A 26,043-nucleotide genomic window follows, 5' to 3' on the forward strand; every position below is an offset into this window, starting at 1 on the left:
CCTTTTTCAGCATATAAACCTTTTTTTTACATGCTAATTTGTTGTGATAGGTACACTATAATTCAGGCGCTATTTTTTGATATCTTTTTTTAAATTGTATATTGACGCCTGCAAATTTCATTTATAATTTATGCTGGTTATTAGTAAAATTCTAAACCTCACCCACAATAATAACCTTACAAAACATGAACAATTGGTTCAAGGCGTAATTGAATCTATTGAAGATGGGCAATTGACTATTGGTGATCAGTTACCCTCTATAAACACTATGGTTGAGGAAATAGGCTATGCAAGAAAAACTATTTTTAAGGCATATGAGGAGCTTAAGAATAGGGGCTTAATAGAGTCTAGGCAATTAAAGGGTTATTTTGTGATTAGCCAAGCTACCAATATTACCAAAAGAATGGCTTTGCTACTATTTGCTTTTCAGAGTTATCAAGAGGAATTTTATAAAACCTTTCGTAAAGAAATGGGAAGAAGGTTTCAAATAGATGTTTTTTTCCATCATAATAATCTCACTGTTTTTAAGACCATAATTTCTAATATCAATGGTAAATATGGCATGTATGTTATTGCTCCAATACAAAATGAAAAAGTTGCAACATTATTAAAGAATATTGAACCCAAAAAATTATTGTTGGTAGATAGGTATTTAAATTTGGGACCAGGGTATTCTTATATCTCCCAAGAATTTGAAGAGGTCATTTATACATCTTTGGTTAGGTTACTGCCAGAAATAAAAAAGTATAATAAGATTATTTTGTATTTCAACGAAGAGAGCGATTTTTCTCCTATATCTATAAAAAACGCGTTTCAAAAATTCATAGATGAGTTTGAGGTCAATGGTTGTGTCAAGAATAATTATACTATTGGGTCTGCTAAAAAAGGCAATTTATATTTTGCGTTAGGAGATACCATACTTTGGCAAATTCTAAGAGATTCGGTTAGAAATAAATATAAAATTGGGGAGGATATCGGTATTCTGTCCCAAAACGATAATGTTTCAAAAGAAATTGTGTTTGGTGGAATTACTACTATTTCCACCGATTTTAACGAAATGGCAAAAAGAGCGGCATTGCATTTAAAAGGTGATACAGTTACAAAATTAATTATGCCCTCTAGACTGATCAAGAGGTCTTCTTTATAATTAGTAAGTAGCGTAAAAGTTCATATTTGACAGCTTTTTTAAATTAGGGATTCATCTGTAAAGTTTTATTTCTTCTCACTTAAAAAGGGGGCTTATTCAGCCATTTTTGTTCTATTTTTGTGCAAAATTGCAAAGAATGCATACTATTAGTGATTATCGAGATGAGTTTATTGCGTATTTAGACTCTATGAAGATTACAAAAGAGCCTAGAAACCTGTATGAGCCTATCACATATATTCTGGGTTTAGGCGGCAAAAGGTTAAGACCGGTATTGGTTTTAATGACTGCTGAAATTTTTAATACCGATTTTAGAAAAGCTTTAGATGCTGCCGTTGCTGTTGAGGTCTTTCATAATTTTTCTTTGGTTCATGATGATATTATGGACGATGCACCGGTACGTAGGGGTAAAACTACGGTACATGAAAAATGGGATATTAATACGGGTATTCTGTCTGGTGATGCCATGTTGATAATGGCCTATCAACTTTTTGAAAATTATGAGCCTAATGTTTTTAGAGATTTGGCTAAGCTGTTCAGTAAAACGGCACTGGAAGTTTGTGAAGGTCAACAATACGATGTAGATTTTGAAACTAGGGATGATGTGATGTTGCCCGAGTATCTTAAAATGATAGAATACAAAACTGCCGTCTTAGTTGCAGCTGCCTTAAAAATGGGCGCTATAGTTGCAGGTGCACCAGATGAAGCACAGCAACAGATGTACAATTTTGGACTAAACCTTGGTATAGCTTTTCAATTACAAGATGATTATTTAGATGTTTTTGGTGATCCTAACACCTTTGGTAAGCAGGTTGGTGGTGATATTATTGAAAACAAAAAGACCTACCTATATCTTAAAGCTTTAAACTCTGGATCAGAAGTAATCGCTAAAGAATTAGAGCATTTATATTCTATTCACCCAAAAGAGGCCGAAGCTAAAATTAACGCAGTGCGTTCTATATTTGAAAAGACAAAAGCGGATCAAGCTACTAAAACTGCCATTGCAGATTACACGGCTAAAGCTTTTGAAGTTCTTGATGATATGGATATTGATCCTGAAAATAAAGAACTGCTAAGACAGTTTGGGGAAAACTTAATGAATAGAACGGTTTAGAAAATTCGTTTTATCAATGCTTTGATAAACGGTTGTTTAGGACAAGAGTTGATATATTCCAAATCTTCTATGAGACTTGTTTTTTCATCTAAAAACTTAAAAATCTTTTGTGGTGGTAATGCTTTAAAGATAGATTCGAATATTACATGGCCATTTGCATTGTCATTGTAAAGTACATCTAAAAAGAGCATGTCATAAAACCAAAATTTACCTTTCAATTTTAATTTTTTCAAAGGTTTCCCCTCTTTAATGAACGCTATCAATTTTGGTACTTTGTTTGCCGTACTCATAAAAGTATAACCTGTGCTGGGTTTGGCCCAACCCCCTGCGGTACCTATATAGCGTATTCTGTTGGTATGGTGTTCCCTAAAGTCATACGCTGTCATAGGTATACTGCCAAATTCTCTTTCTATAATCTCATATTCCTGGCATTGAAACCGTTGTAAAATATAGTCTTCTATAGCTTCTTCATACTCAGCTGTTGGCAATAGCTTTTCTGAAAACAAAGTGTATTCTATTAATGCGGTATCATTGGAGTAGGGCAGTACATACATAAATCTTGTATTGCCTTTTTGAGGTATGGAAAAATCCATATATGTGACTTCCTTGGTATTGAAAATAGGTTTGTTGACCTTTATTACCCAGCCTATAAAATGCTGCTGTAATACGGGATATTTTGTTTGCTGGGTAGCCATTTTATAATCAAAAAGGCTATTGAATATATATTTGCCTGTATATGTGTTGTTTACTGCTTTAACCGCAACAAGGTCTTCAGTTTCGGAGATACCCACCACGGTGTCTTGTACAAACGTTATATTGCTAGTTGCCTTTACCTTTTTTAGGTAATGATCATAGAAGTCGATACCTCTTATCATTTTATAAGAATATGGGTCGATCTTGGTTCTTTTGGCAATATCTTCTCCTTGAAAATGAATGGAATTCCACCTCTTATGGATAATCTCTTCAAATTTACCGTTACCTTTTTCCCAAAAACACCACGTTCTGTCGTTGCTATTTTTTGGTGCTTTGTCAAGCAGTAAAATCTTTTTTTGATTAAAAAACGAATCGTTGGCCATAGCATCTGCCAGCAAAAGACCAGATGCGCCTGCGCCAATGATAATGTAATCGAATTCGTTCATGAATTTTTCAGATTGTTCTCAGCTTCTTTAAGGTCTAGCACTTCAAAAGTACAAAATAGCATGTGTCTTTAATACTTAATTCAATGTATAACGTAGTCCAATAAAAGAACGGATTCCTTGATTTGGTCCATAGACGTAAGATGGGTCAAATGTTAATGCATTCGGGTTATTGGGTGTGGCAACCGCATTGCCATTTGCATCAAAGGTAACTCCTTTATCAAAAGGATCGTTGGTACGGGCAATGATAAAGGGGTTCCCTCTGTTGGGTGTCCAGTCCAGTAAATTTTTAACTCCTCCGTAAATTTCAAAATTCTTTATCCCATCATAAGATAGTTGTATATTTTGAATACTCCACGCGGGTGAAAAATCTCGCCTGGGATCACTTTCCCCTAAGGTTGGTAATCGCATAGGGCCATATAAATTACCCGTATAATCTATCTTTAAATTCCATGGCTTAATTTGGTACCCAACACTCCAATTGGCGGAATAGCTTTCTGTTAAAATTTGACGTTGCGTAACCCCATTTTCAGTATTGCTCACGTTCTGTAATGTTCCTCCGATCATAAATTGTAAACCATTGTACATGGTTATATCTATGTTTGCACTTATTCCCTTTGAAATTGATTTACCTTCTAAATTGTCATATATAATTTGATTGGGGTTGGTGTCGTAATCAGGGATTATAACATTTTGGAAATAGGTGTAAAATACTGATGCATCTAAACTTACAAACGTGCCATTATCACCGTAAATTTTCTTCAGAAAGTTAAGATTTACATTAAATGATTCTTCCGGTTCCAGTTCTTCTGCAATAATGACATCTCTAGAACCGGTAAGTGCTGCATGATCTTCTGTGAATAAATTTACCACTCTAAAACCGGTACCCGCATTTAAGCGAATAATGTCATTTTCGGTAAACTTAAAACGATAGGCCGCTCTTGGCGTAAAGATATTACCGTGGCGGTTATCATAATCATATCTGCCCCCTAGGAGAAGGGAATGTTTTTTATTGAACGCTATCTCATCCTGTAAAAAAACACTCGGTATAATTACTTCATCGGGCTCATTACCATTTGTGTTTGCTGTAGCAGGCGTATTGTCGTCATAATAATTATAACGTAATGCAGTACCTGCTAAAAGGCTATGTTTTCCTATGATTTTATCCCATGTTAACTGGGTAAAACCAATACGTTGATCTGCCAAATAAGGAACATCGCCATAAACGGAATTTTGTTTGTGGTCATTATAGGAAAAGGAAAGCATCATTTGCTCTTCTACCGGCAACTGGTACTTGCCTAAAACTTCCCATCTACGGGTGTAAATACTTTCCCCATAAATTTCATCACCGCCTCTAAATTCTGGAGTCCATTGCAGTTCACCTCCCCATCTATCTTCATAAAAAAACCTTCCTGCCAAAGAAAGGATTCTGGAGTCTTTTCTTTCAAAATTCCATTTTTGAAAAACAGATATGCGATCTTGTAATGTAAGATCGGTAAAATTATCTCCATTATTGTCAATAGGGTTATCGTACTTAAAATAATTGGCACCTAAGAGAACATTGGCTTTTTTGCCAACATTAAACTTAGTGCCTATGTCTAAATTAAATTCTCCCCAACCGGTTACAAAACTATCTGCAAAAAAATCCGGGGCAGATAAGTTGTTCTTTGTAATAATATTAATGAGTCCGCCAACGGCTTCACTTCCATATAATGTAGAAGCTGGGCCTTTAACCACTTCAATTTGTTCTATAAGTGAATTGGGAATTCCTGAGAGTCCGTATACAGTTCCCAAACCACTAACTATGGGCATGCCATCTATTAAGACTAGGGTGTACGGACCTTCTAGTCCATTAATATGAATATCACCTGTATTACAAACATTACAGTTTATTTGTGGTCTTACTCCGTTTACATTCTGTAATGCTTCAAAAATACTTGGTGTTGGGTTCTTTTTAAAAAAGGTAGGTGTATATACTTCTACCGGTACTGGACTTTCTAACCTACTAACAGGTTTTAGAGTGCCTGTAACTACCATTTCATCAAGAGACTCGGTTGATGGTTTTAGGTCAATATTTACAATTTGGTCTTCATCTTCGGAAACGGAGATCGATTTACGAAATTGTTCAAAACCTATATTGGAAGCAATGATAATGTAATCGCCAGAAGGAATATTTTTAAGTAAGTATTGACCGTTTTCGTCTGACGCAGCGCCAATTTGAGTGCCTTTCAAATAAATATTTACATAGGCTTCAGGAAATCCCTTTGAAGATATGGTTCCAGATATGGTAGCTTTTTGAGCATTTACAGTTGTAAAAGCTAAAATAGAGCAAGCGAAAAATAATATTTTAAACATCTAAAATTAAATTTAGGCAAATCTAAAAAATTGTTTTTAGGTATAAAAATGTATTTTTGTGTTAATATTGCTTTTCAAATGACATTATCAGAAGAAGATTACATAAAAGCCATTTATCACCTAAGTGATTTCAACAGTAAATCTGTTGCAACAAATGCCATTGCAGAACAGATGAAGACAAAACCTTCTTCTGTAACCGATATGGTAAAAAAGTTGTCTGAGAAATCTTTGGTGAACTATAAGAAATACCAAGGCGTCTCACTATCGGAAAAAGGCAGGTTGGTTGCCCTTTCTATTATTAGAAAACATCGTTTATGGGAGGTTTTTTTGGTAGATAAACTTAATTTTTCTTGGGATGAGGTTCATGTGGTGGCAGAGCAATTGGAACACATAAAAAGTGATGCTTTAATTGATAAGTTAGACGCCCATTTAGGATACCCTAAAGTAGATCCACATGGCGATCCTATTCCTAACAAAGATGGTGTGTTTACAAAATCCGTAAAGAAGTTGATCAGTGATTTGCCTGTGGGTAGTCAAGGGGTTTGTGTAGGCGTCAACGATTCTTCCGCGGCATTTTTAAAATTTTTGGATAAGAATAAAATTGCCTTGGGCGATACCTTTAAAATATTGGAAATTGAGGAGTTTGATGGTTCCGTTACCATCTCTACTAGATCAGGCTCCATTAGGATATCAAAACAGATTGCAACAAATTTATTTTTGGAGATTGTAGATGAAGAGTAGCATATTAATTATATGAATTATGGATGAAATTATAGCGTATTTTGAATCAATAGATCCCGTACTGGCAGCATTTTATGCTACATTGTTTACTTGGGGACTCACAGCAGCGGGTGCGGCACTGGTTTTTCTTTTTAAAACAATGAACCGTGCTGTTTTAGACGGAATGTTGGGGTTTACTGGAGGCGTAATGGTAGCGGCCAGTTTTTGGAGCTTACTGGCGCCAGGTATAGAAATGAGCCCAGGTGAAGGGTTTGTGAAAGTTATACCGGCAGGAGTAGGTTTTTTGCTAGGTGCTTTGTTCATTTTTGGGTTGGATAAAGTATTGCCCCATTTACATATTAATTTTAAGGAAGATGAGGCAGAAGGTGTTAAAACACCTTGGCGTAGAACAACCTTACTTACATTGGCCATCACATTACATAACATACCGGAAGGTTTAGCTGTTGGTGTACTTTTTGGGGGAGTGGCCGCAGGTTTTGATGGCGCTTCTATTGGTGGTGCCGTTGCTTTGGCCTTAGGTATTGGTCTACAAAACTTTCCAGAAGGTTTTGCCGTTGCCATGCCGTTACGTAGACATGGACTGAGCAGGACAAAAAGTTTTATGTTCGGTCAGGCTTCCGCATTGGTAGAGCCCGTTGCAGCAGTATTAGGGGCGTGGGCCGTGCTTACTTTTCAACCTATACTGCCTTATGCGCTTTCTTTCGCGGCCGGCGCAATGATTTTTGTGGTCGTAGAGGAAGTTATACCAGAAACACAGCAAGATAAGTACACTGATATTGCTACCATGGGCTTCATTGGTGGCTTCATCATCATGATGACCCTAGATGTTGGTTTAGGTTAATAATTTAATTTGAATTTTACCGTTTAAGGCAATAGTATGGTTAACTTGATACTTTAAACCTTTATGCATTTTACCAAGAAAAATTGGGTATGGACAGTGGTGTTGATTCTAACAGTAATCTGTTGCGCGTTCATTTTAATACTTCATTTAAAAAATTGGGTAAGTAATAATGACAATAGCCTAGGAATTCGTTCCGGGTTTTATAATGTTGAAATTCCATTAAATGAACTAGATAGTGTGGTGTTGGTTGAAAGAATACCGCCAATGGAGCGTTTGCACGGTTTTTCTGCGCTGGAAAAAGAGAAAGGTGTCTTTAGGGAGTTTAAAGATTCTTTGACAGACAAGAAAGTTCATGTATTTGTAGATAATATTGAACAACATAAAGTTAAGTTGGTCTATAAAGATTCTACTTACGTATATTTTAATCTAAAAGACTCGGTCCAAACTTTACAATTGTTTCAGAAACTCGGCGGAAAAATAGGGGCATTGAGCGCGCCTAATTAGATTGTAGATTTTAAAGTAATATGGCATGATAAAAGGGAATCTATTGGTACTATTTGTTTTAGGATTGATGTCTACAGGTCTATTTGCTCAGCATAATATTAGTTTAAATATTGATGGGGTCACTTCTGAAGAAGGTAATATCTGTTTTGCCGTTTATACTGATGAAAGTTCCTTTTTAAAGTTTGATAAAGTATATAAATCCGGCTCTGAAAAGGCTGTGAAGGGTAAGACGGTTTTTGATATTGAAAACTTGCCCGATGGTGAGTATGCCATTGCTATATTTCATGATGCTAACGGAAATAATAATTTAGATACGAACATGTTGGGTATTCCAAAAGAGCAAATAGCATTCTCTAAAGGAAAAATGAAAATGTTTGGTCCGCCAAAATATACCGAGTGTGCCTTTATTCTAGATTCAAATATGCAAATGAATATTAGTTTGCAGTAAATACTAATAGCTTGTAATTTTGATTACTCCGTTGGCTCCCTGAGTACCATAACCAGCAGCATCTGCACCCGATAGTATAACTATTTTCTTCACATTGTAGCTATCTATTAACTCGTTGATCGAATGAAAAGAATTTCCAATTATCTGATTGTTTAAAACGTACAAAGGTTCTTGACTGCCACCAGAGGCAAAGGAATTACTGGTCTTATTGATTATAGGTACATTGTTTTGCAAGACTACGCCACTCTTTTGGCGTATACGTTGTAGTAGAGAAAAGTTCGCCCTATTTTTTTCTCTCAATTCCACATCTAAAGAAGATGTACCGTTATTGGCATTACTTGTGTTTTTTGATGATCCGCAGCCGGTCATTATCAAAAGCATAAAACCATAGACAGTAATAAACTTTTTCATTTTTTGATAATTAGTTTTATGTAAGGTATACAATTAAATGGATGCCATTATCTTTGAAAGAAAAATTTTATGGTATTAGTTGCGCAATTGGTAGGAGCCTTATTAGGATTATTAGCAGTAGTATTTGGGGCATTTGGTGCACATTTGTTAAAGAAAACGTTTACTGAAGATCAACTGAATAGTTTTGAAACAGGAGTAAAATATCAAATGTACCACGCACTTTTACTATTGATGTTAAGTTTCAACCTTAATCTAGAAACTGGTCTAGAAAAGGCAATTATCTATTGCATAATCATTGGAATCATTCTTTTTTCCTTTAGTATTTACGGATTGTGTATATCTGCATCCAAAGGAAATAAAATAAAAATACTGGGTCCTATTACTCCAATTGGAGGTTTGCTTTTGGTAACGGGTTGGGGGCTTTTGTTCTATAATATAGTTAAGAACTATATTTAATCAATGGTGGTTGACTTAAACTCTTTTATTGCTGTATTGGGTTCCATAATGGCGTAGCCTTCCCAAAAATTAGGATCGTATTTAGGCATATATGTCGGTGATACGGCATTGTTTTCTGTAAAACCATCAAAGGTAGCTTGGTCTATTTGATCAGATTCAAAAATGATCAATTCATTCTTAACAACATTTATAAAGACAAAATCCATATCGCCAGATAGCTCATTTTGTTTGTTTTTGCCTTTTACGATTTTATTCTTTTCAATGATTTTTAATGGTCTTCTAACGCCAATACGTTCACCTACTTCAGACTCATAATAGCGTAGGCCGTAATGGTCAAATGCATCTTTTTGATATATAATTTTTCCTTTGGACAAATAGGTATTTGTTGATATCCCTAAAAGACTGAATTTTTTAACAGGCTTTACATTGCTATAGTCTATTTGCAGTACGGCAAAATCATCTGCATTTATAAATAGTGTTCCTTCAAAATCTGCTGATCCACTTGGTTTAAAAGAGATGACGTAAACGGCATCATTACCTAAATATGTGAATTCTTGCAATGTATAATCATACTTTCTGGATTTTACTATAAAGTTTAGATCATTGTCTTCTTGCGTGGGTAAATTATTGAAGATATTGTTCAATTGACTTTTTTTCCAATTGGCGTAGTTTTTCTGTTGCAGCTCTTTATCTTTCTTCTTTTTCTCTAGCTGTTCGTTGGCAGCGGCCACATCTGTAGAGTCAATATCTTCTTCAAGAAATTCGCTAACCTCCTCGGCATCTATTTTTGTACCGAACAAACCGGATTTTATCTTGAAATAAGATCCTTCTTTAACATTTTCACGAAGTATTTCATTGAATTTTTCCTCTAATTTTTCAGCATCAAGTTCCTTGCTTTTATCAAATAGTTTGGAGGCTTTTAAAAGATTTAACTTTAATAACTCTTCATGTGGGTTGCCGTATAGATCGCCAACAATTTCAGAATAATAACTGTTGTCCTTGGGTACAGTGGTTATAACACTATCTAGAAATTGTTGGTTTAGTATATCTATGGATGATTTTTTGACTTTAAAATCACTTTTTGTCCATCTATCAAAGTTAGATGACCTATGGAACAATCGTTTTTTAGTGAGGTCGGTCTTATAGTTTTTGTCTAGATTTTCAACTACAAAATCTATTATTTCGTCAGCAGTATAATTTTTATTGGATACTATAACCTCTCTTAGTTCAATTGCTTTGGGTACAAGTAATATTCTAGCGCTTGTAAACTCTGAAATAGGTTTGGCAAGGGTTTCATAACCCATTGAGGAAATAATGAGAGAGTCGGATTCTTGTATGGTTTCGTTCAAGATAAAATTGAAATTGCCCTCTTCATTGGTAATGACTCCTTTTTCTTTTAATTGAACAGTGGCGTAAGGAATAGGTTGTTGGGTAATGCTATCTAAAACGTTGGCGCTTAAATTCTGTGCATTAGTGTTTAAAATGGTGAAAACAAAAAATGTAAAAAGTAATAAGTGGGTTGGTTTATTGTTCATAGTGTTAGATTATTCCTACGCAATCTAAACGAACAAAAGCAGGAAACGTTACAGTTTTAGAAACTGTTATGAGTCTTTTATAGCTATTTTAACTTATCAACAAAGATTAGTGGCAGCCACAATCATCTTGACCACAGGATTTAGCGTTGTTTTTTTTGCCAGACCAAATAGATTTAGGAACCAAAAATTTATTTACCAAATACCCTACGGAAATAGCTAGTGTTATGTAAACCAATATGTGTTGTATAATGTCCATATTATTTTAATAATTGATATGCTATTAAAGCTACAATATAAGCAAAAAGGCTCATGAATACTAGCTGTCCTGCTGGCCATTTCCAAGAATTCGTCTCCCTTTTTACTACCGCCAAGGTGCTCATACATTGCATAGCGAATGCATAGAACAATAGTAATGAAATGCCCGAAGCTAAATTAAACAATGGTTTTTTCGTTTTGGGATCTACTTCTGCAGCCATTCTATTTTTAATGGTTTCCTCTTCATCATTGCCTACGCTGTAAATAGTAGCTAACGTACCTACAAAAACCTCTCTTGCCGCAAAGGATGTTAAAACGGCTATTCCTATTTTCCAGTCATATCCTAAAGGTCTTACTATAGGTTCTATGGCTTTGCCCATATAACCCATATAGGAATGCTCTAATTTATAGCTGGCAATTTCCTGGTTTAATGCTCTTTCTTGCAATTCTTGCTGTTGCACTGCTTTCTCTTTTATGGAAAGAGTGTTTGCTTGTGGTTCTTGTTGATTTTCAAAGTAAACCTCGCTATTGGCGCTATACCCCTTTTCTTTAATTCTTTGCGCTACTATGGTTTCGGCATTTTTAAATTCATCCGAGAATCCGTTAGAGCCCAAAAACCAGAGCACAATAGATATGGCCAATATTATTTTACCTGCGCCAAAAACAAAACTTTTTGTTTTTTCAAGAACGGTGTAGGCAACGTTTTTTATCAATGGTAGTTTATAGTTGGGCATTTCAACCACAAAGAAAGACCTACTTTTAATTTTTAAGATCTTATTCAGGATTACCGCCGACAGAATAGCAGCTCCAAAGCCCATTAAATATAACGACATTAAGGTCAGGGCCTTATAGCTTAATCCAAGGAAACTGCCTTCGGGTATGACCAAGGCAATGATAATTAGGTAGACCGGTAACCTTGCCGAACAAGTAGTGAACGGGGTTACTAGAATAGTAATTAACCTTTCTTTCCAGTTTTCAATAGTTCTAGTAGCCATTACCGCTGGAATAGCACATGCAGTACCTGAAATTAATGGAACCACACTTTTACCGCTCAATCCAAAGGGCCTCATTATCCTGTCCATCAAGAAGACTACTCTGCTCATATAGCCTGTTTCTTCCAGTAGGGCTATAAATAAGAATAAGAATGCTATTTGTGGTATGAATATGACGATACCACCAATACCGGCTAAAATACCCTCTGCAATAAGATTTGTAAATACTCCCGGTGGCAATGTATCTTTCACCCATTCTGTAGCCGATGCAAAAAAACCATCAATTAAATCCATGGGATACTCGCTCCAACCATAAATGGCTTGAAAAATAGTGAGCAGTATTAAAAAGAAAATTGCATAACCAAAGACTTTATGGGTCAAGACCTTGTCTAAAGTGGCTCTAAATCCTTTGGCGGCATTGGCATCTACTTTATACGTTTCCTTTAAAATACCGTTAATGAATTGATAACGTAATATGGTTTCTTTCTGCTGTAAACGTTTAAGCTCAGATTTTGATTTTGTGGTAAAGGAAGATGTGTCTTTTGTAAACGTTTTTTTCAACGGCATAAAGTTCACGTCTTGGGTAATGACCAACCATAACTTATAGATATCCTCTTTCGGAAAAGCTTCTGTAAGTCGTTCAAAATAATCTGGGGCTATGACGGAAATATTTACATTTTGGCTTTTTGGTAGAAGTTTATAGTCTGCAATGAGATTTCTTAATCTATCTATACCTGTTTCTTTTCTAGTACTTACCAGAGCAATTTTAGAGTTTAACTTTTGCTCCAATAACTCAATATCTATGGTAATCCCTTTACGAACCATACGATCGGCCATATTAATGACTAAAATGGTAGGTATTTTTAGGTCCTTGATCTGTGTAAAAAGAAGAAGGTTTCTTTTTAGGTTTTCTACATCAGATACGACAATGGCAACGTCTGGGTGGTCTTTGTCGTTCTTATTTAAAAGAAGTTCAACGGCAACACTTTCATCTAATGATGTAGTGTTTAAACTATAGGTACCTGGTAAATCTAAAATGTGAGCTTTGATACCACGGGGCAATTTGCAAATACCCTCTTTCTTTTCTACGGTAATACCTGGGTAATTACCAACTTTTTGGTTTAGTCCGGTAAGCTGATTAAAAACCGATGTTTTACCGGTATTAGGGTTGCCTATAAGGGCTACATTGATCTGTTTGCTCATATAACCGCATTGTCATCAATAATATCAAGTGCTATATGTAAGGCCATTTCTCGTCTAATGGCAATATGAGATCCGTTGACATTAATATATATTGGGTCTTTTAATGGTGCTACCTGTACCAATTCTACTTCATTACCAGGTAAACAACCCATTTCAAGTAGCTTGATCGGCAATAGGTCTTGAGTGAATTCTTTTATGATTCCTCTTTGACCTTTCTTTAAATGTGCTACTGTAGTCTCCAATCTTTATTTAGATTCATTATAAGTAAGGCAAAAGTAAATGAAATAATTCAATTAAGGAATTATTACATCTTAAAACTAGTTTCGCCTTGGGCAGGTAATAGCCCGGTTAATTATCTAGTTCGTCGTAAGAATTTTTTAGAATTTCAATATCGGCCATAATTTTATCCATATCCTCTTTTTTAGTGCCGTCATAAAAGCCCCTTATGCGTTTATCCTTATCCACTAAAATAAAATTTTCGGTATGTATCATATCAAATGGTCCGCCATCGCCATCGGTTTTAACGGCTAAATAAGATTTTCGTGCCAATTCATAGATCTGTTTTTTATCACCCGTAACTAAATTCCAATTCCTGTCATCCACCCCTTTTTCAATAGCATATTTTTTAAGCTGTGTAACCGAGTCGATCTCTGGAGTAACGGAATGTGATAACAACATAACATCAGAATCTTTGCCAAGTGCCTTTTGCAGGTCTACCATGTTTTTGGTCATGATAGGGCAAATAGTTGGGCAGGTGGTGAAAAAGAAATCGGCTATATAGATTTTACCTTTGTAATCTTCTTGGGTAATGATCTCGCCATTTTGGTTGGTCAATGAAAAATCTGCAATGGTATGGTATTTTCTAACATGTTGAATTTCTTCTGCTACCAGTTCAGAGTTTACCATGGCAGGAGAATACACGGGCAACAGTTTTACAGGCTGTAGGGCATTATAGAATAAATATATGATTATGACGGAGAGTATTAAAAGTACTATTCCAAAAATCTTGAATTTTGCGAAGAAAGACCGCATACTATTTTTTTACAAAGGTACGCTAGGGGTGTCAAGATTTCAAGTAAATATAGCTGTCTTGCTGATAAATTATTCATAAAATACCATAAGGTCAGTGGGTTTCTTTTTTTTAGCGGTTGTAAAAATGTACTTTTGTGCGATTTTAATTTTCACGAAATAAGGATGAGCCCCATTGTAATAAAGACAATTCAATTTTTTTTAAGCCTTTCAATATTAATAGTACTACACGAGTTAGGGCATTTTATACCGGCAAAATATTTTAAGACCAGAGTTGAGAAATTCTACTTGTTCTTTGATGTAAAGTTTTCACTTTTTAAAAAGAAGATAGGTGAGACCGAATACGGTATTGGTTGGTTGCCCCTTGGCGGATATGTAAAAATATCTGGTATGATAGATGAGAGCATGGACAAAGAAGCCATGGCAGAAGAACCTAAGGAGTGGGAGTTTAGAAGTAAACCGGCTTGGCAGCGTTTAATTATTATGTTGGGCGGGGTAACGGTAAATTTCATTTTGGCCGTTGTTATATTCATTGGTCTGGCATATGCTTATGGAGATCAATATGTTGCCAATGATAGTTTAAAAGACGGTATTTGGGTTACGGATACTACCTTGGGTGATGCCCTTGGTGTTCAGACGGGTGATAAAATTTTAGCAGTTGATGGAAAAAAAATAGAGTCTTTAAACAGCATAGTGCCAGAAGTGGTGTATGGAGAGAACATTACTATTGAACGTAATGGTCAGAAAATTGAAAAGGAAATACCAGTTGATTTTATTGAAACTATTTCTAATAACAAAGAGAATGCACGTTTTATAAGTCAAAGAAGTCCTTTTATAATAAATGCAATACCAGATGGCTCACCAAATGCAAATACTGGATTTGAGAAAGGAGATGCTTTAATTGAAATTGAAGGAACTAGGGTAGAATATTTAGATCAAGTAAGTCCTATTTTAGAGGTCAATAAAGGAAAAACGGTAAATGTTATTGTAAAGCGAAATGGTACCGAGTTGCCATTAGAAGCTAAAATATCTGACGATGGTAAGATAGGTGTTTCATTAGGATTTGATAGTTTAGAGGAATATGAAAAAGAAGGCTATTTTCAAGTAAAACAATTAGATTACACATTCATAGAATCTATCCCAGCCGGATGGAACAAAGGTGTTAAGACACTTACGGATTACATTAAAGGGATGAAGAAAATTTTTAATCCTGATACCGGTGCTTATAAAGAGGTGGGTGGTTTTGCCGCTATTGGTGGTATGTTCCCAGATACTTGGAACTGGCCAGCGTTTTGGGGTACCACTGCGTTTATATCGATTATTCTAGCATTTATGAACATACTTCCAATACCAGCTTTAGATGGCGGTCATGTGATGTTTTTGCTTTATGAAATGATTACAGGCAGAAAGCCAAGCGATAAGTTTTTAGAGTACGCACAGATCACCGGATTCTTTATTTTAATAGCACTTTTACTGTTCGCAAACGGTAATGATGTTTATAAAGCGATATTTAAATAAAAAAAATAATTTATTTGTTTGGCGACTTTCAAAAAACTACTATATTTGCACCCGCTTTAGGAAACTAAAACGGGTTATTTTCCTCCTTAGCTCAGTTGGTTAGAGCATCTGACTGTTAATCAGAGGGTCCTTGGTTCGAGCCCAAGAGGGGGAGCAAAAAACGAAATCCAATCTATTTATTTAGGTTGGATTTTTTGTTTTTGGTCAATGTTTACGGTGCTTTGCTTCGTTCTGACCGAGACTTCTACTTTTTTAAATAAAATCAATTCTTCGCGAGATTATATGAGATTCAGTGTTCTATTCGGCATACCATTTTAAATTATAAGTATCCCTGTTATTCAAATAATCAACGGAACAGGTCATTTCAATACGGCAAAATCCATCCCCAATCTTTTTCGATATCTTTGGTTTACTTAACTATTGTATTTATAAGATCCAAATATGTCAAATTACTTAATTACCGTAAACAAAGAAGAATTACAATGTAGCACTAGTGATGTAGATTCTTTAGATAGTATATTGGTCAATGAGAATACGCTTCATGTTTTAGATAAGAATAGCGCTTTTGACGTAGAAATAATTCATTCCAATTTTTTGAACAAGACCGTTACCCTTTCCATCAACAGAAATATTTATGATGTTAAACTTGAAGATGAGTATGATCAGCAAATTAAAAAGATGGGATTGCTGGCGGTAACCACTCAAAAATTAAACGAGGTAAAAGCACCCATGCCCGGGTTAATTGTGGATGTTTTGGTAGAAGTAGGGCAAGAGGTCATAGAGGGTACTCCTTTACTGGTACTATCTGCTATGAAGATGGAGAATGTTATTCTGGCTCAGGGCGAAGGCGTAATAAAATCAGTTGAAGTTAAAAAAGATGATGCTGTTGAGAAAGGGCAGTTAATTATTGAAATGGAATAGAAACAATCTTATAGCCACCATTGTATAAAAGGAAAATTAAGTTTTAATGAAAAAAATACTAATAGCCAACAGAGGTGAAATAGCATTACGGATAATGAAGACCGCTCAAAAAATGGGCATTAAAACCGTAGCTGTATATTCTGAAGTTGACCGTCATTCTCCACATGTGAAGTTTGCAGATGAGGCAGTTTTACTTGGTCCTGCCCCTTCATCAGAATCGTATCTTGTGATGGAAAAAGTAATTAACGCAGCAAAGGGTACAGGTGCAGATGGTATTCACCCTGGTTACGGATTTTTAAGTGAAAATGCGACTTTCGCACAAATGGTGGAGGACAACGGGATCACTTTTATTGGACCTAAACCTCATGCCATTAAAGTGATGGGGAATAAACTAGCGGCAAAAGAGGCGGTTCGTGATTATGATATTCCTATGGTTCCCGGTATTGAAGAGGCTATAACTGATGTTACCTTAGCCAAAAAGGTGGCAAAAGAAATAGGATTTCCTATACTAATAAAAGCATCTGCAGGTGGTGGTGGTAAGGGAATGCGGGTAGTTGAAAACTTGAAGGATTTACCAGAGCAGATGCAAAGGGCAATAAGTGAGGCACAAGCGGCATTTGGTGACGGATCTGTTTTTATTGAAAAATATGTGGGCTCGCCCAGACATATAGAAATTCAGGTTCTTGCCGATACCCATGGTAATACGGTTCACTTATTTGAACGGGAATGTAGTGTTCAAAGAAGGCATCAAAAAGTGGTGGAAGAAGCTCCGTCCGCAGTATTGACTCCAGAAATTAGAGAAGCCATGGGTGAAGCCGCCATAAAAGTAGCTAAAGCTTGCGATTATGTAGGTGCAGGCACGGTGGAGTTTTTGTTGGATGAAAACAAGAATTTTTATTTCTTGGAAATGAACACCAGGTTGCAAGTAGAGCATCCTGTTTCTGAGTTGATATCTGGGGTCGACTTGGTAGAGCAACAAATAAAAGTAGCTCGTGGAGAAGCGTTGACTTTTACCCAAGAAGATTTAAAAATAATCGGTCATGCGCTTGAAGTGCGGGTGTATGCAGAGGATCCTTTGGCAGATTTTATGCCCAGTATAGGAACATTATCAACCTATAAAGTACCGGTAGGTGAGGGTATTCGTGTTGATGACGGTTTTGAAGAAGGTATGGAAGTGCCTATTTATTATGATCCCATGCTTTCCAAGTTGATAACCTATGGTAAAACCAGGGAAGAAGCTATCCAATTAATGATAAAGGCTATTGAAAATTATAAAGTAGAGGGTGTTGCCACAACCTTGTCTTTTGGAAAGTTTGTCTGTGAACATGAAGCCTTTACTTCAGGGAATTTTGACACCCATTTTGTTAAAAACTACTATTCGCCAGAACATTTAGAAATGCAATATGCCGAAGAAAGAAGAATAGCGGCCTTGGTAGCATTGAAGTTGTATAGGGAAAATGAAAAGGTTTTAAAGGTTCCGTCCAAAAATTCTTCTAATTGGCAGAAGAGTAGAGTGTAGAATTGCAAATAAGATTTGAACGAGTAGCATGAAAGATAATAAAGAGATTTTAGCGGAAAAACTGGCATTGTCCAAATTGGGTGGAGGTCAAGCACGTATTGATAAACAGCATGCCAAAGGAAAGTTAACTGCTCATGAAAGAATTCATTTTTTATTGGATGAAGGATCATTTGAAGAAATGGGTGCCTTGGTTACCCACCGTACCAAAGACTTTGGAATGGAAAAACAAGTTTTTTATGGTGACGGAGTAGTCACTGGTTATGGTACGATCAACGGAAGACAAGTTTGCGTCTTTGCACAAGACTTTACCGTTTTTGGTGGTGCCTTGTCTGAAACACATGCCGAAAAAATCTGTAAGATTATGGATATGGCCATGAAAATAGGTGTTCCAATGATCGGTCTTAATGATAGTGGCGGTGCCCGTATTCAAGAAGGTGTACGATCCTTAGGTGGCTATGCGGATATTTTTCATAAGAACGTAATGGCATCGGGAGTAATTCCCCAAATTTCGGCTATTATGGGACCTTGTGCCGGTGGTGCGGTATATTCGCCAGCCATGACCGATTTTACTTTAATGGTAGAAAATTCTAGCTACATGTTCGTCACTGGTCCTAATGTGGTAAAAACGGTAACCAATGAAGAAGTGACATCAGAAGAACTTGGTGGCGCATCGGCACATGCCACTAAATCTGGTGTTACACATTTAACGGCTGCTAATGATATTCAATGTATAGAACAAATTAAGCAGATGATCGGGTATATGCCTCAAAACTGTGAAGATAAACCCGAAGATGTTCACTATACACTTGGTAATGAGGTACGTGATGTGTTGGAAGATATTGTGCCCATAAATGCAAATCAACCCTATGATATGCGCCATGTCATCAATGGTATAGTTGATGAGGATACCTTCTTTGAAATACATAAGGCCTATGCGGATAATATTGTTGTAGGGTTCGCTAGGTTGGCAGGCAAAAGTATTGGTATTGTTGCCAATCAACCTATTAGTTTGGCGGGGGTGTTAGACGTTGATAGCTCTAAAAAGGCTGCGCGTTTCACTCGTTTTTGCGATTGTTTCAATATTCCGCTTTTAGTATTGGTAGACGTTCCTGGGTTTTTACCGGGCACTGATCAAGAATGGAACGGTATTATCACAAACGGTGCAAAATTACTGTATGCCCTAAGTGAAGCAACGGTACCTAAAGTAACCGTAATTACTAGAAAAGCATACGGCGGTGCGTATGATGTTATGAACTCCAAACATATTGGTGCCGATCTAAATTATGCGTGGCCTGGAGCGGAAATTGCCGTTATGGGAGCCAAAGGTGCAAGTGAGATCATTTTTAGGAAGGAAATAAGTGCTGCTGATGACCCAGAAGCAAAATTAGCGGAAAAGGAGGCGGAATATGCAAAATTATTTGCCAACCCCTATAGTGCTGCACAAAGAGGATTTATAGATGAGGTTATTCTTCCTAAAGACACCAGGAGGAAACTCATAAAAGCCTATACCTTGCTTGAAAATAAAGTAGCGGTCTTGCCAAAGAAAAAGCATGGCAATATTCCGTTGTAACAAGTGGTCTTACTTTAAGCTTTTAGTGAAGAATCCCTAACGATCAAACTGGTCTTTATCTCAACAGTTTTGGTATGTACTTCGTTGGGTTTACTTTCTATTTCTTGAATTAGAAACCGAACCGCTGTTCTACCGATCTTGTCGCCAGGTTGGTCAACAGTGGTCAAAGCCGGACTGATGATGGTTGAGTTGATAGAGTTGCTAAAACCTACTACGGCAATTTCATCGGGTATTTTGATCTTAAATTTATGTAATGCCTTTATAGCACCAATTGCAGCATTATCGGTAATGGCAAAAATGGCATCTGGACGTTTTTTCATACTAATGAGAATATTGGCCAACCGTCTTCCATTACCCAATGAAATATCTTCTGTGCTTAAAATCAACTTGTCCCGTACGGGTATTTTATATTGGTTTAAAGCACGCAAATAGCCCCCAAATCTCTTTTCTGAGTTGTATGAGTTTTCAGTTTCTTTAATAATGGCTATTCGTTTCTTACCGAGTTCAATTAAATGTTCAACAGCGTTAAAAGCAGCTTCTTCTTCATTGATAACAACTTGGGTGCAAGGTATTTTACTTGATACCTTGTCAAATAATACAATAGGTATTCTATTTAAAACCTTTAATAATTCTTCTACATCTTTTGTCTTTCTGGCCAATGATATTAGCACTCCGTCAACTCCAAACTGGGTCATGGTGTTTAACATTTCTACTTGTTTGGCGTCGTCATTATTAGATTCTGAGATAATTACTCTGTACCCCCTTAATTCAGCTTCCTTAATAATTCCTTTTAAGATAGTAGAAGTGAATAAATGCGAGATGTTGGGTACTATGACACCAAGTATATGAGTTTCTTGTGAGCGGAAGCCCCTAGCAAATAAATTAGGTATATAATTCATTTGTTTGGCTAATTTTTTGACCTTCTCTTTGGTCGCAAGACTAATATCCGGGTGATCGTTCAGCGCCCTTGAAACTGTTGAAATAGATAGACTCAGTTCTTTAGAAAGTTCTTTTAAAGTAATGTTTCTTTTTTTGTTCATATCTGAAAAAGAATACTTTACAATATTACAATAAAAATGCAAACGTTTGCGGTATCGATTGCATTGGAAATTGATGTTATTAGCATAGCCCTTTTAGGGAATTCAGATATTTTTAATTTTCAACTATTAATATCATACTAATGTATACCGGATAATATGAAGAAAGAATTATATAAGAAGGCTATAGCAATCTTGGATGCAAATTTTCAAGAAGGTGGATTTACAATACCTAGTGCAGGGCTGTATCCTTTTCAATGGAAGTGGGATTCAGGTTTTATAGCTATCGGTTTTGCTCATTATGACGTAGAAAAAGCCAAAACCGAAATGCGAACCTTGCTTGATGCACAGTGGGAAAACGGATTTATACCACATATTGTTTTTCATACGGAGAATGATTCCTATTTCCCTGGGGCAGATTTTCATCAATCTGAATTGCATCCTTTATCATCAAAAAAATATAGGTCTACTGGTATGACACAACCACCGGTTTCTGGTTTTGTGTTGCAAGAAATGTATGGTATTGCAGAAGATAAGGATGATATGTTGCACTTTATCAAAGAAGAGATCGATAAGGTTTTTGACAATCACGTGTATTTCTACGAAAATAGAGACCCAAAAGATGAAGGGTTGGTCTACATTTATCACAACTGGGAATCTGGTACGGACAACTCCCCCGTATGGGATGATATCTGGAAAACGATGGATCCGCCGGAATATACATTTGTTAGAAAAGATACTACGCATGTAGATGCTTCCCAGCGCCCTACCAAAAGGGAGTATGATCATTATCTGCACCTTATCGATATTGCTAAAGAGCACAATTATGATGATGCTAAAATTGCCGAGTTATCCCCCTTTTTGGTTCAAGATCCATTGTTCAATGCAATGCTTATAAAATCTAATCAGGCGTTAATTGAATTATATGAATTGATCGGGGGTCATAAAGATAAAATTGCAACGCTATCTCAATGGCAATCAAAAAGTATTAAAAGTTTCAATGATAAGTTGTTCGATGCGGCATTAGGGGCATATGTACATTATGATTTAAGAAACGAAGAACCTATTCGTCACATTACCTCATCGTCTTTTTCACCTTTGTTCGCACATATTCCATCTGAAGAAAGAGCTCAGGTTTTAGTGAAAACAATGATGGAGAAGTTCGGTGGAGAAGATAAATACCTATGCGCATCGTTTGATCCTACTGATGATTGTTTTAATCCTAGAAAATATTGGAGAGGTCCTGTGTGGATCAATATGAACTGGATGCTCTTTCGTGGGCTAAGAAGTAACGGTTACACAGATCTAGCAGAGCGGATTAAAATAGACAGTTTAGAACTGATCCAGCAGTACGGTTTTTACGAATATTTTGACTGTAGACGAGATACCGGAGATAAAAATCAGACGGGATACGGCGGTAATAATTTCTCTTGGAGCGCCGCTTTATATATTGATATGGTGAATACCGATTAAAACTGATGTGTTATGAATTATATTGATTACTTTTTAATTGTATTCTACATATTCGGTATTGTTATGGTTGGCTTTTTAATCAAAAAAAATAGAAACTAAGGTATGAACTACGTTGACTATATCATTATTGTCGTTTATTTAGTTGGGTTTTTAGGGTTGGGCTTCATGTTCAAGGAAAACAACTCTGGTGGCGATTACTTTTTGGGTGGTCGTAAAACATCATGGCTGCCATTAAGCTTATCGGCAATGGCAACCCAATTGTCTGCCATAAGTTTTATCTCGGCACCTGCTTTCGTCGGTTTAAAAGATGGTGGGGGTATGCAGTGGCTAACGTATGAGTTGGGTGTACCATTGGCAATGGCATTTTTGCTTATTGCAGTATTACCAACACTGTATAAATCAGGTATTGTTAGCGTATATGAATATTTAGAGAAAAGATTTGATTCTTCATCGCGTTTATTAATAAGTTTCGTTTTTCAAATAAGCAGGTCTGTAGCTACAGGGGTTATGGTATATACTATGGCCTTAATTTTACAAGCCACTATTGGATTGGATTTTTGGATTTCCATTTTAATTATCGGACTCATTACCATGGTCTACTCTTTTCAAGGTGGTATGAAAGCGGTGATATGGGGCGATGTCATTCAAATGAGTATCCTTTTTATTGGCATTATTATATGCTTGTACTTTGGTTTTAGTGAGCTTGGTGGAATAGATAATTTTCTTACCCATGTGGATACTGATAGAATTACAGCGGTAAATTTTAACAAATGGGGTTTTAACAATGCCGATGGTAATGATGAATTTGGGTTTTGGCCCATGGTCATTGGCGGATTCTTTTTGTACGCTTCTTATTACGGTACCGATCAAACCCAATCGCAGCGGTTGTTATCTTCAAGTAGCATGTCTAACCTTAAAAAATTAATGATGGCCAACGGATTATTGCGTTTTCCGTTTACATTGACCTATTGCATTATGGGGCTTGTGTTGGGTACATTGTTGTTGCAAGATGTTAGTTTTCAAGAACAGATGGAAACCGTGTACCAAGCCAATATAACTTCATTACAAGGAAAAAAGGCAGATTTAATGGTGCCGGTCTTTATAATTAAGTATTTGCCAAATGGGGTAATCGGTATTTTGATCGTAGCTATCATGTCAGCAGCTATGTCTACCTTGAGTTCTACGGTAAACTCCTTATCTGCCGTAACTATGGAAGACTTCGTAAAAAGATTCAACACTAATATGCCAGATAAAAAATACATGACCTATTCAAAGTTACTGTCTATTTTTTGGGGTCTGGTCTGTTTGTTTTTTGCATTTTTTGCAGGCAGTATAGAAGGCACGGTCATAGAGGTGATCAATAAAATAAGTTCTGTTTTCTATGGTCCAATTTTGGCAGCTTTTATTTTGGCAATACTTACCAAGAAAACTCATGCTCTTGGTGCCAATATAGGTATAGTCGTTGGGGTATTGTTCAATGTTTACCTATGGCTATATGTGCCTCAGATCTTTTGGTTCTGGTGGAATGCACTGGGGTGTATAGTTACTGTATTGGTTGCGCTTGGTGTTAGCTACACGGTTAAAAGAAGGGTAAATGAAGGGTTAAAGGTTGAATATTATTCCGGTAAAAAAGAAGTGGTAATATTGTTGGCCTACTTTGTAGCAATAGTTGCTTTTAGTGTTGCATTACCAAATATTTTGAATTAATCTTATAGCAATGAAATTTGTAATAGCACCAGATAAGTTTAAAGGCTCACTAACCGGTTTCGAATTTTGTGATGCCGTAGAGGAAGGACTCCTAATGGTGTTCAATGATGCCGAAATTTTGAAAAAGCCTTTAGCAGATGGTGGTGATGGTACCATGGAAGTCGCTAAACATTATATAAAAGGAGAAACGGTAACCATTACTGTAAAAGATCCTCTTTTTAGACCTATAAATGCTTCTTATTTATATTCTGATGAAACAAAGATTGCCTACATAGAGATGGCTGAAGCATCAGGATTGAAATTGTTGAATGTAGATGAGTTTGACTGCATGGAAACGACAACATTGGGTACGGGAGAACTTATTTATGATGCGCTTGAAAAAGGAGCAACAGAAATTATTTTAGGTATTGGCGGCAGTGCTACCAATGACGGTGGTATGGGCATGGCAAATGCGTTGGGTTTTCGCTTTTCGGATGAAAAAGGACTGGAGTTATCCCCAATAGGGAAACATCTTTCAAAGGTGAAAACTATAGATGATTCCAACAAGCATCATAGGTTAGATGGGGTAAAAGTGAAAGTCGCATGTGATGTCACCAATCCTTTTTATGGGCTACAAGGTGCCGCTTATATTTATGGGGCACAAAAAGGTGCTTCTGAAAATGAGATTATATTTCTAAATCAGGGTTTGTGCAACTTTGCAGAAATTATTAAGAATCGCTATGAAATCGATTTACAGAAAGTAAGTGGCTCCGGTGCAGCAGGTGGTGTTGGTGGTGGCGCCCTTGTTTTTCTAAACGGAGAATTAATTTCTGGGAATAATTTGGTCAAGGAATTGGCAGATTTTAATAATGCTATTGAAGGAGCAGATTGGATCATTACCGGCGAAGGTCAGTTAGATGAGCAAACGCTTTCTGGCAAGACCATAGATGGGGTAGTAAAATCTGCCAAATCTAAGAATATACCCGTTGCCGCACTTTGTGGCTCGGTAAGTATTAGCGTTGCACAGCAACAAAAATTCGGGTTAAATTATGTGGCATCGATTGTAAGAGGCATTTCTACTTTAAATCAGGCTATGGAGCAGAGTAAGAACAACCTCGTAAATGCCACCTTTAATTTTGCAAGTTTGATTAAGTGGTTACATTGACTTTTGTATTAATTTTTTAGTAGCCATAATTCCTTCTTCGTTGCTAACGTAACCTTCAATACCCTGCGCATGCATTAATCCGCCTTCATATTCTATACCGATAATACCGTCAAATCCAGATTTTTCTATAATATTAAAAATGCGTTTGAAATCCAATTCGGTTTCATTTCCATGTGAATCGAATTTATGAGTTTTGGCACTTACCCCTTTGGCATAGGGCATTAGCTCTTCTATACCTAAGTACATATCATATTGTTCCAAACATTTGGTGTTCATGTATCCGGCAATATCCATTGTTTCTGGCTTAGTGCGGTTGACACAGAAATTACCGAAATCGGGTAGTACTCCAGCTCTTTTATGGTTAACCTGTTTCATTATATTTGCCAACCACTTGCCATTACAAGAATGGCCTACATGATTTTCGACTATAATGTTCATTTCATGATCATCGCCATATTTTAAAAGCTTGCTGTAGCCTTCTAAAGCGGCATCGCTAACTGCTTCTGCTGTGCCTGTTTGCTCTAAACTACCTAAGTTGACTCTAATAGAGCTACAACCCAACACTTTTGCGACGTCTACAAATTTATAATGACTCTCTACGGCATGTTCTCTTTTTGTTTTATCAAGGTCGGCGATATTTTCATCATCAACCATGATTAGATGATTTGTTACCCCTAAATCGTCAGTTCGCAATTTAAGTTCTTTAAAGAAAGAAGAGTCGTTCATTTTATCAGCAAAAAACATAGAAACATATTCAACTATATTTACTCCAAAATCTTTTTGGGCTCTAGCGGGGAATTCCAAAGTATTATGTTTTCCCATAAAAAATTCTGAAGCCAAAGAAAATTGTGCCAATGAAATGGGATAGCTCTTAGCAATGTTCTTGGCGTAAAGGGAATTTGGTAAAGTGGTCAAGAAACCTGTGCCTAAAGTTCCTAAACCTATTTGTTTTATAAATTTTCGCCTTTTATTCATATGTATGTTTTTAAA

Annotated in this window: 23 protein-coding genes and 1 tRNA gene; 15 read left to right on the forward strand and 9 right to left on the reverse strand. The window is 36.4% G+C overall.

The features are described 5' to 3' along the window. Positions 1-130: 130 nt before the first annotated feature. Both B2Z27_RS13820 and B2Z27_RS13825 read left to right on the forward strand, forming a co-directional pair. Positions 131-1,147 carry a GntR family transcriptional regulator gene (locus B2Z27_RS13820; RefSeq protein WP_074671232.1) on the forward strand — a complete coding sequence of 339 codons (1,017 nt, stop codon included), beginning with the start codon at positions 131-133 and terminating at the stop codon, positions 1,145-1,147. 136 nt (positions 1,148-1,283) lie between these two features. After that, entirely contained in the window at positions 1,284-2,258 is a 975-nt protein-coding gene (locus tag B2Z27_RS13825; protein ID WP_286814081.1) for a polyprenyl synthetase family protein, read from the forward strand. Here the strand turns inward: B2Z27_RS13825 and B2Z27_RS13830 are convergent. Both B2Z27_RS13830 and B2Z27_RS13835 read right to left on the reverse strand, forming a co-directional pair. Beyond that, the gene (locus B2Z27_RS13830; protein ID WP_286814082.1) at positions 2,255-3,397 is read right to left on the reverse strand and encodes a lycopene cyclase family protein; all 1,143 of its coding nucleotides are present in this window, start codon (positions 3,395-3,397) and stop codon (positions 2,255-2,257) included. The genes B2Z27_RS13825 and B2Z27_RS13830 overlap by 4 nt on opposite strands. A gap of 75 nt (positions 3,398-3,472) precedes the next feature. Next, positions 3,473-5,749: a TonB-dependent receptor gene (locus B2Z27_RS13835; protein WP_286814083.1), complete on the reverse strand. Its 2,277-nt coding sequence runs from the start codon at positions 5,747-5,749 to the stop codon at positions 3,473-3,475. A gap of 78 nt (positions 5,750-5,827) precedes the next feature. Here B2Z27_RS13835 and B2Z27_RS13840 point away from each other — a divergent pair, with 78 nt between their 5' ends. From B2Z27_RS13840 to B2Z27_RS13855, 4 genes are all read left to right on the forward strand, one after another. Further along, entirely contained in the window at positions 5,828-6,490 is a 663-nt protein-coding gene (locus tag B2Z27_RS13840; RefSeq protein WP_058105099.1) for a metal-dependent transcriptional regulator, read from the forward strand. Between the two features lie 19 nt (positions 6,491-6,509). Continuing rightward, entirely contained in the window at positions 6,510-7,331 is an 822-nt protein-coding gene (locus tag B2Z27_RS13845) for a ZIP family metal transporter (RefSeq protein WP_058104361.1), read from the forward strand. A 63-nt stretch (positions 7,332-7,394) separates the two neighbouring features. Continuing rightward, positions 7,395-7,835, forward strand: a complete 441-nt coding sequence (locus B2Z27_RS13850; protein WP_286814085.1) for a hypothetical protein — start codon at positions 7,395-7,397, stop codon at positions 7,833-7,835. Between the two features lie 25 nt (positions 7,836-7,860). Further along, the gene (locus B2Z27_RS13855) at positions 7,861-8,283 is read left to right on the forward strand and encodes a DUF2141 domain-containing protein (RefSeq protein ID WP_071341003.1); all 423 of its coding nucleotides are present in this window, start codon (positions 7,861-7,863) and stop codon (positions 8,281-8,283) included. A 3-nt stretch (positions 8,284-8,286) separates the two neighbouring features. Here the strand turns inward: B2Z27_RS13855 and B2Z27_RS13860 are convergent, their stop codons facing one another. Further along, positions 8,287-8,694: a hypothetical protein gene (locus B2Z27_RS13860; RefSeq protein ID WP_210706461.1), complete on the reverse strand. Its 408-nt coding sequence runs from the start codon at positions 8,692-8,694 to the stop codon at positions 8,287-8,289. A gap of 69 nt (positions 8,695-8,763) precedes the next feature. Between B2Z27_RS13860 and B2Z27_RS13865 the strand changes: the two genes are divergently transcribed. Further along, entirely contained in the window at positions 8,764-9,150 is a 387-nt protein-coding gene (locus B2Z27_RS13865; protein ID WP_058104357.1) for a DUF423 domain-containing protein, read from the forward strand. On the opposite strand, the gene B2Z27_RS13870 is transcribed toward B2Z27_RS13865, so the two are convergent. From B2Z27_RS13870 to B2Z27_RS13885, 4 genes are all read right to left on the reverse strand, one after another. Next, on the reverse strand, positions 9,147-10,685 hold the full coding sequence (locus B2Z27_RS13870) for a carboxypeptidase-like regulatory domain-containing protein (RefSeq protein ID WP_286814086.1): 1,539 nt from the start codon (positions 10,683-10,685) through the stop codon (positions 9,147-9,149). The two genes, B2Z27_RS13865 and B2Z27_RS13870, sit on opposite strands and share 4 nt — an antisense overlap. 257 nt (positions 10,686-10,942) lie before the next feature. After that, the gene (gene feoB, locus B2Z27_RS13875) at positions 10,943-13,135 is read right to left on the reverse strand and encodes a ferrous iron transport protein B (RefSeq protein WP_286814087.1); all 2,193 of its coding nucleotides are present in this window, start codon (positions 13,133-13,135) and stop codon (positions 10,943-10,945) included. After that, a complete protein-coding gene (locus tag B2Z27_RS13880; RefSeq protein WP_286814088.1) occupies positions 13,132-13,377 on the reverse strand; it encodes a FeoA family protein in 246 nt (81 codons plus the stop codon). The genes feoB and B2Z27_RS13880 overlap by 4 nt, the downstream gene beginning before the upstream one ends. A 106-nt stretch (positions 13,378-13,483) precedes the next feature. Beyond that, a complete protein-coding gene (locus B2Z27_RS13885; protein ID WP_286814089.1) occupies positions 13,484-14,167 on the reverse strand; it encodes an SCO family protein in 684 nt (227 codons plus the stop codon). A 162-nt stretch (positions 14,168-14,329) separates the two neighbouring features. Between B2Z27_RS13885 and rseP the strand changes: the two genes are divergently transcribed. The 5 genes from rseP to B2Z27_RS13910 all read left to right on the forward strand — a co-directional run bounded on the left by rseP (position 14,330) and on the right by B2Z27_RS13910 (position 19,692). Beyond that, positions 14,330-15,682 (forward strand): RIP metalloprotease RseP, encoded by a 1,353-nt coding sequence (rseP, locus tag B2Z27_RS13890; RefSeq protein ID WP_058104352.1) that lies wholly within the window; start codon positions 14,330-14,332, stop codon positions 15,680-15,682. An 80-nt stretch (positions 15,683-15,762) separates the two neighbouring features. Next, positions 15,763-15,836 (forward strand) — tRNA-Asn (locus tag B2Z27_RS13895). A 287-nt stretch (positions 15,837-16,123) separates the two neighbouring features. After that, positions 16,124-16,603 (forward strand): acetyl-CoA carboxylase biotin carboxyl carrier protein subunit, encoded by a 480-nt coding sequence (locus tag B2Z27_RS13900; protein WP_286814090.1) that lies wholly within the window; start codon positions 16,124-16,126, stop codon positions 16,601-16,603. A 46-nt stretch (positions 16,604-16,649) separates the two neighbouring features. Beyond that, on the forward strand, positions 16,650-18,122 hold the full coding sequence (gene accC, locus B2Z27_RS13905; RefSeq protein ID WP_286814091.1) for an acetyl-CoA carboxylase biotin carboxylase subunit: 1,473 nt from the start codon (positions 16,650-16,652) through the stop codon (positions 18,120-18,122). Between the two features lie 28 nt (positions 18,123-18,150). Then, on the forward strand, positions 18,151-19,692 hold the full coding sequence (locus tag B2Z27_RS13910; RefSeq protein ID WP_286814092.1) for an acyl-CoA carboxylase subunit beta: 1,542 nt from the start codon (positions 18,151-18,153) through the stop codon (positions 19,690-19,692). Positions 19,693-19,706: 14 nt separating this feature from the next. On the opposite strand, the gene B2Z27_RS13915 is transcribed toward B2Z27_RS13910, so the two are convergent. Continuing rightward, positions 19,707-20,732 (reverse strand): LacI family DNA-binding transcriptional regulator, encoded by a 1,026-nt coding sequence (locus B2Z27_RS13915; RefSeq protein WP_286814093.1) that lies wholly within the window; start codon positions 20,730-20,732, stop codon positions 19,707-19,709. A 156-nt stretch (positions 20,733-20,888) separates the two neighbouring features. On the opposite strand from B2Z27_RS13915, the gene B2Z27_RS13920 reads away from it, so the two are divergent. The 3 genes from B2Z27_RS13920 (at position 20,889) to B2Z27_RS13930 (ending at position 25,053) form a co-directional block, all read left to right on the forward strand. After that, positions 20,889-22,202: an MGH1-like glycoside hydrolase domain-containing protein gene (locus B2Z27_RS13920; RefSeq protein ID WP_286814094.1), complete on the forward strand. Its 1,314-nt coding sequence runs from the start codon at positions 20,889-20,891 to the stop codon at positions 22,200-22,202. Positions 22,203-22,304: 102 nt separating this feature from the next. Continuing rightward, entirely contained in the window at positions 22,305-23,909 is a 1,605-nt protein-coding gene (locus B2Z27_RS13925) for a sodium:solute symporter (protein WP_286814095.1), read from the forward strand. 10 nt (positions 23,910-23,919) lie between these two features. Then, on the forward strand, positions 23,920-25,053 hold the full coding sequence (locus B2Z27_RS13930; RefSeq protein ID WP_286814096.1) for a glycerate kinase: 1,134 nt from the start codon (positions 23,920-23,922) through the stop codon (positions 25,051-25,053). On the opposite strand, the gene B2Z27_RS13935 is transcribed toward B2Z27_RS13930, so the two are convergent. Continuing rightward, positions 25,045-26,028: a sugar phosphate isomerase/epimerase family protein gene (locus tag B2Z27_RS13935; protein WP_286814097.1), complete on the reverse strand. Its 984-nt coding sequence runs from the start codon at positions 26,026-26,028 to the stop codon at positions 25,045-25,047. The genes B2Z27_RS13930 and B2Z27_RS13935 overlap by 9 nt on opposite strands. Between the last annotated feature and the right edge of the window lie 15 nt (positions 26,029-26,043).

This window comes from Maribacter sp. UBA3344 (genome assembly GCF_002362375.1).
GTDB classification, from domain to species: domain Bacteria; phylum Bacteroidota; class Bacteroidia; order Flavobacteriales; family Flavobacteriaceae; genus Maribacter; species Maribacter dokdonensis.

Coding starts and splice junctions, on each gene's coding strand:
- B2Z27_RS13835 (WP_286814083.1), bottom strand. CDS start 5,749: ATGTTTAAAATATTATTTTTCGCTTGCTCTATTTTAGCTTTTACAACT.
- B2Z27_RS13920 (WP_286814094.1), top strand. CDS start 20,889: ATGAAGAAAGAATTATATAAGAAGGCTATAGCAATCTTGGATGCAAAT.
- B2Z27_RS13855 (WP_071341003.1), top strand. CDS start 7,861: ATGATAAAAGGGAATCTATTGGTACTATTTGTTTTAGGATTGATGTCT.
- B2Z27_RS13850 (WP_286814085.1), top strand. CDS start 7,395: ATGCATTTTACCAAGAAAAATTGGGTATGGACAGTGGTGTTGATTCTA.
- accC (WP_286814091.1), top strand. CDS start 16,650: ATGAAAAAAATACTAATAGCCAACAGAGGTGAAATAGCATTACGGATA.
- B2Z27_RS13885 (WP_286814089.1), bottom strand. CDS start 14,167: ATGCGGTCTTTCTTCGCAAAATTCAAGATTTTTGGAATAGTACTTTTA.
- B2Z27_RS13930 (WP_286814096.1), top strand. CDS start 23,920: ATGAAATTTGTAATAGCACCAGATAAGTTTAAAGGCTCACTAACCGGT.
- rseP (WP_058104352.1), top strand. CDS start 14,330: ATGAGCCCCATTGTAATAAAGACAATTCAATTTTTTTTAAGCCTTTCA.
- B2Z27_RS13935 (WP_286814097.1), bottom strand. CDS start 26,028: ATGAATAAAAGGCGAAAATTTATAAAACAAATAGGTTTAGGAACTTTA.
- B2Z27_RS13845 (WP_058104361.1), top strand. CDS start 6,510: ATGGATGAAATTATAGCGTATTTTGAATCAATAGATCCCGTACTGGCA.
- B2Z27_RS13910 (WP_286814092.1), top strand. CDS start 18,151: ATGAAAGATAATAAAGAGATTTTAGCGGAAAAACTGGCATTGTCCAAA.
- B2Z27_RS13915 (WP_286814093.1), bottom strand. CDS start 20,732: ATGAACAAAAAAAGAAACATTACTTTAAAAGAACTTTCTAAAGAACTG.
- B2Z27_RS13820 (WP_074671232.1), top strand. CDS start 131: ATGCTGGTTATTAGTAAAATTCTAAACCTCACCCACAATAATAACCTT.
- B2Z27_RS13925 (WP_286814095.1), top strand. CDS start 22,305: ATGAACTACGTTGACTATATCATTATTGTCGTTTATTTAGTTGGGTTT.
- B2Z27_RS13840 (WP_058105099.1), top strand. CDS start 5,828: ATGACATTATCAGAAGAAGATTACATAAAAGCCATTTATCACCTAAGT.
- B2Z27_RS13900 (WP_286814090.1), top strand. CDS start 16,124: ATGTCAAATTACTTAATTACCGTAAACAAAGAAGAATTACAATGTAGC.
- feoB (WP_286814087.1), bottom strand. CDS start 13,135: ATGAGCAAACAGATCAATGTAGCCCTTATAGGCAACCCTAATACCGGT.
- B2Z27_RS13825 (WP_286814081.1), top strand. CDS start 1,284: ATGCATACTATTAGTGATTATCGAGATGAGTTTATTGCGTATTTAGAC.
- B2Z27_RS13870 (WP_286814086.1), bottom strand. CDS start 10,685: ATGAACAATAAACCAACCCACTTATTACTTTTTACATTTTTTGTTTTC.
- B2Z27_RS13830 (WP_286814082.1), bottom strand. CDS start 3,397: ATGAACGAATTCGATTACATTATCATTGGCGCAGGCGCATCTGGTCTT.
- B2Z27_RS13860 (WP_210706461.1), bottom strand. CDS start 8,694: ATGAAAAAGTTTATTACTGTCTATGGTTTTATGCTTTTGATAATGACC.
- B2Z27_RS13865 (WP_058104357.1), top strand. CDS start 8,764: ATGGTATTAGTTGCGCAATTGGTAGGAGCCTTATTAGGATTATTAGCA.